The organism is Neisseria sp. HMSC70E02 (genome assembly GCF_001838645.1).
Taxonomy (GTDB): Bacteria; Pseudomonadota; Gammaproteobacteria; order Burkholderiales; family Neisseriaceae; genus Neisseria; species Neisseria macacae.
The window spans coordinates 192,973-202,835 of record NZ_KV838082.1; the positions used below are offsets into that span (position 1 = coordinate 192,973).

General features: G+C 52.6%; 9 protein-coding genes and 1 pseudogene. 6 read left to right on the forward strand and 4 right to left on the reverse strand.

Features of this window, described 5'->3' with window-relative positions:
• Window positions 1–456 precede the first annotated feature (456 nt).
• The 6 genes and pseudogenes from zwf (at window position 457) to pgi (ending at window position 6,660) form a co-directional block, all read left to right on the forward strand.
• Window positions 457–1,902, forward strand: a complete 1,446-nt coding sequence (gene zwf, locus HMPREF3277_RS05905; RefSeq protein WP_070870333.1) for a glucose-6-phosphate dehydrogenase — start codon at window positions 457–459, stop codon at window positions 1,900–1,902.
• A gap of 215 nt (window positions 1,903–2,117) precedes the next feature.
• On the forward strand, window positions 2,118–2,813 hold the full coding sequence (gene pgl / locus HMPREF3277_RS05910) for a 6-phosphogluconolactonase (protein ID WP_070870334.1): 696 nt from the start codon (window positions 2,118–2,120) through the stop codon (window positions 2,811–2,813).
• Window positions 2,794–3,795 (forward strand): glucokinase, encoded by a 1,002-nt coding sequence (locus HMPREF3277_RS05915; RefSeq protein ID WP_039406463.1) that lies wholly within the window; start codon window positions 2,794–2,796, stop codon window positions 3,793–3,795. The genes pgl and HMPREF3277_RS05915 overlap by 20 nt, the downstream gene beginning before the upstream one ends.
• Window positions 3,796–3,844: 49 nt before the next feature.
• Window positions 3,845–4,693 carry a DNA-binding transcriptional regulator HexR gene (gene hexR, locus HMPREF3277_RS05920; RefSeq protein ID WP_003776986.1) on the forward strand — a complete coding sequence of 283 codons (849 nt, stop codon included), beginning with the start codon at window positions 3,845–3,847 and terminating at the stop codon, window positions 4,691–4,693.
• Window positions 4,683–4,809, forward strand: a pseudogene (locus tag HMPREF3277_RS15255) (IS5/IS1182 family transposase); the annotation flags it as partial. The gene hexR and the pseudogene HMPREF3277_RS15255, both read left to right, overlap by 11 nt.
• A 207-nt stretch (window positions 4,810–5,016) precedes the next feature.
• The gene (gene pgi, locus HMPREF3277_RS05925) at window positions 5,017–6,660 is read left to right on the forward strand and encodes a glucose-6-phosphate isomerase (RefSeq protein ID WP_003768546.1); all 1,644 of its coding nucleotides are present in this window, start codon (window positions 5,017–5,019) and stop codon (window positions 6,658–6,660) included.
• An 86-nt stretch (window positions 6,661–6,746) separates the two neighbouring features.
• Here the strand turns inward: pgi and HMPREF3277_RS05930 are convergent, their stop codons facing one another.
• The 4 genes from HMPREF3277_RS05930 to metZ form a co-directional block, all read right to left on the reverse strand.
• Window positions 6,747–7,139: a hypothetical protein gene (locus HMPREF3277_RS05930; RefSeq protein WP_070870335.1), complete on the reverse strand. Its 393-nt coding sequence runs from the start codon at window positions 7,137–7,139 to the stop codon at window positions 6,747–6,749.
• 228 nt (window positions 7,140–7,367) lie between these two features.
• On the reverse strand, window positions 7,368–8,168 hold the full coding sequence (gene imm47 / locus HMPREF3277_RS05935; RefSeq protein ID WP_070870336.1) for an Imm47 family immunity protein: 801 nt from the start codon (window positions 8,166–8,168) through the stop codon (window positions 7,368–7,370).
• Between the two features lie 110 nt (window positions 8,169–8,278).
• Window positions 8,279–8,482 (reverse strand): DUF2788 domain-containing protein, encoded by a 204-nt coding sequence (locus tag HMPREF3277_RS05940; protein ID WP_003768561.1) that lies wholly within the window; start codon window positions 8,480–8,482, stop codon window positions 8,279–8,281.
• A gap of 117 nt (window positions 8,483–8,599) precedes the next feature.
• Complete coding sequence (gene metZ, locus HMPREF3277_RS05945; protein WP_070870337.1) at window positions 8,600–9,769, reverse strand: O-succinylhomoserine sulfhydrylase; 1,170 nt, start codon at window positions 9,767–9,769, stop codon at window positions 8,600–8,602.
• Between the last annotated feature and the right edge of the window lie 94 nt (window positions 9,770–9,863).

A 9,863-nucleotide genomic window follows, 5' to 3' on the forward strand; every position in this document is an offset into this window, starting at 1 on the left:
CTCCTGTCGGAAGGGGTGGTATGGGATTTTTGTTTGCGCGTTTCTGATTTTTTGTATTGGGTGTGGGGCGTTCAGCGTTTCAGACGACCTTTCAAACCATGCAAGGGGTCGTCTGAAAGCCTCACTCTATCTATGCAGGCTATTATAATACAAAACCTGTAATTTAGTTACAAAATAATCTGCTAAATGTAAGAAATTTGATTTAAATCGTGATATGCGTCATTTGTGAAAATCTACCAGACCAAACTCATCAAACTTTTAAACTAAGTCAAATAATTTGTAAAAATGAGAATAGACAAAATGTGTAGCCATGTGTAGTATTACTACTCATTAGCCCGCCTGTTTTGAAATTTTGATGCAGGCGATTGGTTTCCATTGCTTTTCTGCCGAAACCGCCCGTCTTTCACGGCATCCGGCGGCGCCGGCACAAGGCCTTCCTCAACGAGAGATAAAACGATGAGTACACAAACAAATTTTGATTTGGTGTTGTTCGGCGCGACCGGCGATTTGGCAATGCGTAAGCTGCTGCCTTGTCTGTATCAGGCGCACGTTGCAGGGTTGCTCAATCCTCAGGGTCGTATTTTAGGTGTCAGCCGCAGCGATTTGGATACGGCGGGCTTTTTGGCAAAAGTGGAAACCAACTCCAAAATCCATGTCAAACAAAACTTTTCAGACGACGCCTGGGCATCGTTCGTCAAACGCATCGAATATTTGAAAGTCGACGTTACCCAAGAAGCCGATTTTGCCGCTTTGGGCGAAAAAGTCAAAGCCCGCAAAGAGACCGACAACGTCATCATCTATCTTTCCACCGCGCCGAAATTCTTCGCGCAAGCCTGCGAAAACCTTGCCAAAGTCGGACTGAACGCCGACAACGCGCGCGTCGTTTTGGAAAAACCGCTGGGTACCGACCTCGCCTCTTCCCAACAAATCAATACCGATGTCGCCCGCTACTTCAAAGAAAGCCAAATCTACCGCATCGACCACTACTTAGGCAAAGAAAGCCTGCAAAACCTGCTGGCGCTGCGTTTTGCCAACGTGATGTTCGAGCCGTTGTGGAACAACAAATACATCGAAAGCGTACAACTGACCATCGCCGAACAGCTCGGCGTGGAAGAGCGCGGCGAGTTCTACGACATTACCGGCGCGCTGCGCGACATGGTGCAAAACCACCTGATGCAAATGCTGTGCATGACTGCGATGGAAGCCCCCGCCAGCTTGGATGCCGACGCGGTACGCGATGAAAAAGTCAAAGTCATCAAATCATTGAAACCGCTGACCATCGAATCCGTCAACGAAAACGTCGTGCGCGGACAATACACCGCCGCCAAAGGCATGAACGGCTATCTGCAAGAAATCAACGTTCCGCAAGACAGCTTCACCGAAACCTACGTCGCCATCAAAGCCGAAATCGAAAACGACCGTTGGAAAGGCGTTCCTTTCTACCTGCGCACCGGCAAACGCATGGCGGGCAAAGTGGCGGAAATCGTATTGAACTTCCGTCCGCTGCAAAACCATATTTTTGAAAACAGCCAAGCTGCGCCAAACCGTTTGGTTATCGAATTGCAGCCGACCGAATCCGTACGCCTCTATACGCAGATGAAAGCGCCGGGCGCAGGCAACAAAGTCGAAATCGTGCCGCTGGCAGCCGACTTGGAAAAAGTCCTCGAAGGCCGCCGCGCCGAAGCTTACGAACGCCTACTGCTGGACGTCATCAACGGCAAGCTCGCCCTCTTCAACCGCCGCGACGAACTCGAAGCCGCTTGGGAATATGTGATGCCGATTTTGGAAAACTGGGCAAGCAACACCACCCCGCCGCACGGCTACGACGCGCATTCATGGGGTCCGGAGGCCGCCCGCGAACTGTTGGCGCGCGACGGACACGAGTGGCACGAAGACCAGTAAAGCCTTTTCAGACGACCTTTGTTTGAAGCGTTCACGGTTCAAAAAGGTCGTCTGAAAACCATAAGGCGGCGGATTAGGCGTTTCCGCCGACATTCGCGCCGCCATCAACAACACAGGCTCTCACTTACTTTCCCGCTCACAAACACTGCCTTTCAGACGACCTCCTGCCCCCTTCTTAACAAAAGGTCGTCTGAAAACAGAGAAAGGACACTTTTATGTTCGTTTGGCATGAATACGAAAACGCAGCAGCCGCTTCACAGGCTTTGGCAGACGCAGTCGCCGCCGCGCTGCAAAACGCGCTGGATAACAAAGGCAGCGCAGTGTTGGCGGTTTCCGGCGGCCGCTCGCCGATTCCCTTCTTCCAAGCCTTGTCGCAAAAAGATTTGGACTGGCAAAAAGTCGGCATCACTTTGGTTGACGAGCGCATCGTGCCGACGACCCACGCCGACAGCAATACCGCCCTGGCACACGAATACCTGCTGCAAAATAAAGCCGCCGCAGCAACCTGGATTCCCGTTGTCGAAGCGGGCAAAACTGAAACTGAATTACAACCCGACAGCGTCGTTGCCTACGCGCTGAAACATTACAAACAACCTGACGTACTGATTTTGGGCATGGGCGGCGACGGACATACCGCCTCCCTCTTCCCGCAAGCGCCGCAACTGAAGGCAGCCATCAACGAATCAGACGACCCGACCCTTATCCACACCACACCCGTTACCGCGCCGCACGAGCGCGTCAGCATGACCTTGGGTGCTATCGCCAAAACGGAAAACGTCTTTTTGGCGATTCAGGGTGCGGAGAAAAAAGCCGTGTTCGACAAAGCCGCCGCGCGCGCCGATTTGGAATATCCGACCAGCCTGGTATTGAACCATCAAGGAGTAAACTGCCATGTCTTCTACTCAAACTGATATTCAACAACCCGTCGGCAAAAACTATCCGCGCCTGGTCGCCGACATCGGCGGCACCAACGCCCGCTTCGCGCTCGAAACCGCCCCACATCAGATTGAAAAAGCCCAAGTCTTGCCGTGCAAAGACTACGACACCATCGTCGATGCCGCCAAAGCCTATTTGGAACAGGCAGGCGGAGCCGAAGTCCGACATGCCGCCTTCGCCATCGCCAACCCGATTTTGGGCGACTGGGTGCAAATGACCAACCACCATTGGGCGTTTTCCATCGAAACCACCCGTCAGGCATTGGAGCTGGACACCCTCATCCTCTTGAACGACTTTACTGCGCAGGCATTGGCGGTAACGCAGACTTCAAGCAAAGACCTGATGCAGGTAGGCGGGCATAAACCCATCGAATTTGCCCCCAAAGCCGTCATCGGGCCAGGAACCGGTTTGGGCGTGAGCGGACTGGTGCACAGCCCCGCAGGCTGGGTCGCGCTTGCCGGCGAAGGCGGCCATTCCAGCTTTCCGCCGTTTGACGACATGGAAGTTTTGATTTGGCAGTATGCGAAAAACAAATACGGCCATGTTTCCGCCGAACGCTTCCTCAGCGGCGCAGGTTTGAGCCTGATTTACGAAGCACTCGCCAAACGCGACAAACTGAAAAACTACCGCCTCAAACCGTCCGAAATCACCGAAAAAGCCTTAAGCGGCACGTCCCCGCTCTGCCGTCAGACTTTGGACATCTTCTGCGCCATGCTCGGCACGGTCGCCTCCAACCTCGCCCTGACGCTAGGCGCGCGCGGCGGCGTATATTTGTGCGGCGGCATCATCCCCCGCGTTTTGGAATATTTTAAAACCTCACCTTTCCGCAGCCGCTTTGAAAACAAAGGCCGTTTCGAAGCCTATCTCGCCGCGATTCCCGTCTATGTCGTCTTAAGCGAATTTCCGGGCATCACCGGCGCAGCGGCGGCACTCGACAACCACTTGAAAAACGTTTAATCACACAAGCCGCCCCGCCGCGGGGCGGCACACACCGAAGGGCATATTTATGTTAAGCAAAATCAGCGAATCACTGTCAAACCTGTCGGGCGCAGAACGCAAAGTCGCCGAATGCGCCTTGGCGGAACCCAAATGGTTTGTCCATGCCGCCGTCGCCGAAATCGCCGAGCGCGCATCCGTCAGCCAGCCGACCGTCATCCGTTTTTGCCGCAGCCTGGGCTACAAAGGACTGCCCGAGTTCAAACTCGCCCTGTCCGCCAGCATAGGCCACGAAGGTATGCCCTACGTCCATGAAGAGCTCAACGCCGACGACGACATGAGCATCGTTGTCGAAAAAGTATTGGGCAACGCCGCCGCCTCCATTTTGGGCGAACGCCGCTTCCTGAAAGAATCCGAGCTGGAAAACGCCATCGCCACCCTGATGCACGCGCGCCGTGTCGAATTCTACGGCGTCGGCAACTCCGGCATCGTCGCCCAAGACGCGCAACACAAATTCTTCCGCTTCGGCATTTCCACCGTCGCCTACGTCGATACCCACACCCAACTGATGGCAGCCTCCGTCCTGTCCGACCAAGACGTCGTCGTCGCCATTTCCAACACCGGCTCGTCCATCGAGCTTTTAGACGCCGTCAGCATCGCCAAAGAAAACGGCGCGTCCGTCATTGCCCTGACCCGCAACGACTCCCCGCTGGCACAGCTTGCCGACTGCGTATTGAGCATCGCCACGCAGGAAAACGCCGAACTCTACACCCCCATGGTGTCCCGCCTGCTGCAACTCGCCGTCATCGACATCCTCGCCATCGGACTCGCCCTGCGCTTGGGCGATGCCGCCAGCCTGCAACTGCAAAAAAGCAAAAAAAGCATACACAACAAACACATCGATTACGACAAAGACTAAACAATATAGTGGATTAAATTTAAATCAGGACAAGGCGCCGAAGCCGCAGACAGATACAGATAGTACGGCAAGGCGAGGTAACGCCGTACTGGTTTAAAGTTAAGCCACTATACATTTTCAGACGATCCGACATATCCCAAGGTCGTCTGAAAATACCGACCAAAAAATCAGTGCCGCCGTTTTTCTTCAATATTGACACCCAACCCAAATAACGGCAGACCCCGCATTCACACCCAACCCTAAAAACGGAAACCCACCCGTTCCCGTTTCAGACGACCTCGCGGCCGTTTTCCCACAAAACCGTCCAACCTCAGGAGCATCCGATGAAACACCTTCACGACTTACCGGCTTGGTCAAAATTATGGATACATTTTGACGAAACCAAAGAACAACACATGCGCGAAATGTTCGATCAAGATCCGCAGCGTGCCGAACGCTACTGGCTGCAAGTCGGCGGACTGACGCTGGATTACTCCAAAAACCGCATCAACGACGAAACCATGGCACTGTTGTTCGAGCTTGCCCGTGAAGCCGGCGTACCCGAACGCATGCAGCAGATGTTCCGCGGCGAAAAAATCAATACCACCGAAAACCGCGCCGTCCTCCACGTCGCCCTGCGCAACCGCACCAACTCCCCCATCGTCGTTGACGGCGAAGACGTCATGCCCAAAGTCAACCACGTCCTCCAACGCATGGGCGAATTTGCACACGAAGTCCGCAGCGGCAGCTGGTTAGGCTATACCAACCAAGTCATCACCGACATCGTCAACATCGGCATCGGCGGCTCCGACCTCGGCCCGCTGATGATGTGTACCGCGCTCAAACCCTTCGGACACCCCCGCCTCAACATGCACTTCGTCTCCAACGTGGACGGCTCCCAACTGCGTGACGTATTGTCCAAAGTCCACCCCGAGACCACCCTCTTCATCATCGCCTCCAAAACCTTCACCACCCAAGAAACCCTCACCAACGCCCTGACCGCGCGCAAATGGTTCCTTGACCACGCCGGCGACGAAGCCGCCGTCGCCAAACACTTCGTCGCCGTCTCCACCAACCAAAAAGCCGTTGCCGAGTTCGGCATCGACACCGCCAACATGTTCGAATTTTGGGACTGGGTCGGCGGACGATACAGCCTATGGTCAGCCATCGGCCTGCCCATCATGCTCTATTTGGGCGAAGAAAACTTCATCGAAATGCTCAACGGCGCGCACCTGATGGACCAACACTTCATCAACACCCCGCTTGAGCGCAACATGCCCGTCATCCTTGCCCTCATCGGCATCTGGTACATCAACTACTACGGCGGCGGCAGCCACGTCATCGCCCCCTACGACCAACACCTCCACCGCCTGCCCAAATTCATCCAGCAGCTCGACATGGAGAGCAACGGCAAACAAGTTACCCTCGACGGCAAAGCAGTCGGCTACGAAACCTCCCCGATTATTTGGGGCGAAACCGGCATCAACGGTCAGCACGCCTTCTTCCAACTGCTGCACCAAGGCACCCACATTACCCCGATCGACCTCATCGCCTCGCTTGAAAAACGCAGCAACCTGCGCGGCCACCACGAAATCCTGCTCGCCAACGTCTTCGCCCAAGCCGAAGCCTTCATGCGCGGCAAAACCCCCGACGAAGTCCGCGCCGAACTCAAAGCCCAAGGCATGGAAGCAGAGCGCATCGAAGAGCTGGTTCCGCACAAAACCTTCTCAGGCAACCGCCCGACCAACCTCATCCTCATGGACAAAATCAACCCCCGCAACATGGGCAGCCTGATCGCCATGTACGAACACAAAACCTTCGTCCAAGGCATCATCTGGGGCATCAACAGCTTCGACCAATGGGGCGTCGAACTCGGCAAACAGCTTGCCAAGACCATCCTAGCCGAGCTAACCGGCGAAACCGGCGTACAAAAACACGACAGCTCCACCACCCGCCTGATCAACCTTTATCTGAACGCCAACAAATAAAGACAGCCCCATCAGGACAAAAGGTCGTCTGAAAACCCAGATTTAAGGTTTTCAGACGACCTTTTTCATTCCATGTATAGCGTTTATCAACCGTTAGACAGCGAAACAACAAACAAAATAACCTGCACCAAAGGCAGAGCGGCTGCAACCGTTTTGACAAACAAACGATCAGGCTTTTCCATCCTCGGAAGCTGATATTGTTTCAGCCACCACAACCCCACCAGATAAGTAGAAACTGGTACGGACGCATAACCCGTCAAAAGACTGATGCCAATGGTAGCCTCACTGTTCCCGAAAAAATGGCGGACAATCGGTTCGGCAATCAGAGCAACCGCCACACCCACGCACAATGCCCCGATCATTTGAACTACAAACAGGCTCATACCGGCGATAATGCTTTGTTTTGTGTTTAATCCGAATCCTCGATTGACGGCAACGATATCAACTGCACACCATAACAGACCAAATAGCGAAAACATGCCTACCTCCGATCTTTAAATCCGTTTTCAGACGACCTTTCCGCTTATCTTGCCGTTACCGCCTCAAGGCAGGGCTTTGAACGCCAACAAATAAAGACAGTTCTCAGGACAAAAGGTCGTCTGAAAGAGTTGATAAATATAGCAGGAATTCAAATAAGGAATAACGGCAGCATGGCGGTTTGCCATTGAAGCTGCCATGCATTTATGGATAGCAACATTCCTTCCGTTTTATAAATTTTCAACGGGGTGTCCATAAAAATACTTCATACCCTCTATCCAGTTTTTTTCGGCTAACCGATCGATATAGCCAATCATCAAATCAAGCTCATTTCTCGAGATGACCGCATCAGTCTCAACCGGAATTTTTTCGCCCGTAAAGATAGATAAAAGAGAAGATTGGACATAGAGATTATATTTTTCCCTCTTTTGTGCGGCAATATATAGAGCAGTCATAATTTCTTGCGTCAATAAACCGGGGAAGGCGGGAGAGGACTTATAGTAATAACAATCTGAATCTATGGTTTTTATCTTATCCAGATATAAATTTCCTACATCATCCAAGGTTGCGTTTTCCGATAATGTTGAACGATAGTTGAGGAAAATATCCAACGCATCTTTTATCGCTATTTCTAAATTACTGTCAAAGCCATCCCATTGCCCCCACAACGCTAAAAGGTATGGAATGACTTGGTATGACATTGTTGCCGTTGCGCCGACAACGAAGGTAAAGGCACCAAATGACGATGCGGAATCCAAAAAACGCAAATTCCCAATGTTTTGCAAATCATCGTGTGTACACACCGAACAAAACAGCCTAATACACAAATTTAATACCGTTTTATCTTTTGTTTGGTTCATCAGGTCGACTAAAAGGTTTTTGACGGAAAAATCTCCTTTTTTCATGATTTCGACAATGAGCAATATGCGTTCACGTTCTTCCTGAACCGAAAGCAAGCTGCCCTTTAGTTCATCCAAACTCATCTGATTGACTTTGCCATACCAAATTCCGGGCAGTAATACTTCAATCATGTACCAAGCTCCTATCTTAAACTTTGCTGTCAAAATGCAAAGGTCGTCTGAAAAAGCCCGTATCCGGGGTTTTCAGACGACCTTTCCCTTATTATTCTTTGTTTGCCGCCTCAAGGCAGGGCGATGAATTTAATCAGCACTTCTTTGAAAATAAAGCCGAACACGCCCAAGCCCAATACCAGGAACAAAATCGCGATGCCGAATTTGCCTGCCTTGGATTCTTTGCCCAAGTTCCAGACGATAAAACCCAAGAAAATAACCAGTCCGGTCAGGCAGATTTTCATCGCCCAATCGGAAAATTCCGCTTCACTCATAATTGATTTCCTTATTTAATGTTGTGTGTATTTTAATGTTTTCAGACGACCTTTGAAACGCCAAGAGGTCGTCTGAAATGTAATGGTTCAGCAAATGCTGTCTGTCGGGCGTTTGGCTTAACGCGCCAACGCCTGTTTCAAATCGTCAATCAAATCATCGACGTATTCCAAACCGACGGACAGGCGCACCAGTCCGGGGCGGATATTGGCGGCGAGTTTTTCTTCGGGCTGCATCCTGCCGTGTGTGGTTGTCCACGGGTGGGTAATGGTCGAGCGCACATCGCCGAGGTTGGCGGTACGGGAGAAGAGTTCGACGCTGTCGACGATTTTCCACGCGGCGTCAGTGTCGGCGACTTCAAAGCCAATGACGATGCCGCCGCCGTTTTGCTGCTTGCGGATAAGCTCCGCCTGCGGATGGTCGGGCAATCCGGTGTAGTAAACGGCTTGAACCTGCGGCTGCGCTTGCAGCCATTGGGCGATTTTCAGGGCGTTGTCGAACTGTTTTTCCATACGCAGCGACAGGGTTTCCACGCCGCTCAACAACTGCCATGCGTTAAACGGCGACATTGCCAGCCCGCAAGAGTTGCAGTAAACGGCGACCTGCGTCATCAACTCTTCCGAACCCGCCAACACGCCGCCCATCACGCGCCCGTGTCCGTCGATGGCTTTGGTTGCGGAGGAAACGGAAATATCCGCGCCGTGTTTCAAAGGCTGCGAGCCGACGGGCGACAGCAGGCTGTTGTCCACCACCAAAAGCGCGCCGATGCTGTGCGCCAATTCTGCCAAGGCTTCCAAGTCGGCCACTTCGCCCAAGGGGTTGGACGGTGTTTCCAAAAACAGCAGCTTGGTGTTGGCTTTGACGGCGGCTTTCCATTCGTCCACATCGGTCGGCGACACATGGCTAACTTCGATGCCGAATTTGGTGACGATATTGTTGATAAAGCCGACAGTCGTGCCGAACAGGCTGCGGCTGGAAATCACATGGTCACCCGCCTGCAGGAAGGTGAAAAACGCTGCCTGAATCGCGGACATACCGGTCGAAGTGGCGACCGCGCGTTCCGCGCCTTCTAAGGCGGCGATGCGTTTTTCAAAGGCGGCTGTGGTCGGGTTGGCAGTACGGGTATAAGTGAACCCTTTGATTTTTTTGGAAAACAAATCGGCGGCATGTTGGGCGCTGTCCCACATGAAGCTGCTGGTGAGGAACAATGCCTGATTGTGTTCGCGGTATTCGGTTTGCTCTTTGCCGCCGCGTATGGCGAGCGTCTGCGGGTGGAGTTTTTTACTCATTTGTTTTCCAATCTTGTTCAGCAGGTTTGTTTGATGTCTTATAGTGGATTAACTTTAAATCAGGACGGCGTTACCTCGCCTTGTCCTGATTTAA

What these genes read in the sequence shown, in the direction of transcription:
- zwf (WP_070870333.1), top strand. Translation starts at nt 457, where the DNA reads ATGAGTACACAAACAAATTTTGATTTGGTGTTGTTCGGCGCGACCGGC.
- pgl (WP_070870334.1), top strand. Translation starts at nt 2,118, where the DNA reads ATGTTCGTTTGGCATGAATACGAAAACGCAGCAGCCGCTTCACAGGCT.
- HMPREF3277_RS05915 (WP_039406463.1), top strand. Translation starts at nt 2,794, where the DNA reads ATGTCTTCTACTCAAACTGATATTCAACAACCCGTCGGCAAAAACTAT.
- hexR (WP_003776986.1), top strand. Translation starts at nt 3,845, where the DNA reads ATGTTAAGCAAAATCAGCGAATCACTGTCAAACCTGTCGGGCGCAGAA.
- pgi (WP_003768546.1), top strand. Translation starts at nt 5,017, where the DNA reads ATGAAACACCTTCACGACTTACCGGCTTGGTCAAAATTATGGATACAT.
- HMPREF3277_RS05930 (WP_070870335.1), bottom strand. Translation starts at nt 7,139, where the DNA reads ATGTTTTCGCTATTTGGTCTGTTATGGTGTGCAGTTGATATCGTTGCC.
- imm47 (WP_070870336.1), bottom strand. Translation starts at nt 8,168, where the DNA reads ATGATTGAAGTATTACTGCCCGGAATTTGGTATGGCAAAGTCAATCAG.
- HMPREF3277_RS05940 (WP_003768561.1), bottom strand. Translation starts at nt 8,482, where the DNA reads ATGAGTGAAGCGGAATTTTCCGATTGGGCGATGAAAATCTGCCTGACC.
- metZ (WP_070870337.1), bottom strand. Translation starts at nt 9,769, where the DNA reads ATGAGTAAAAAACTCCACCCGCAGACGCTCGCCATACGCGGCGGCAAA.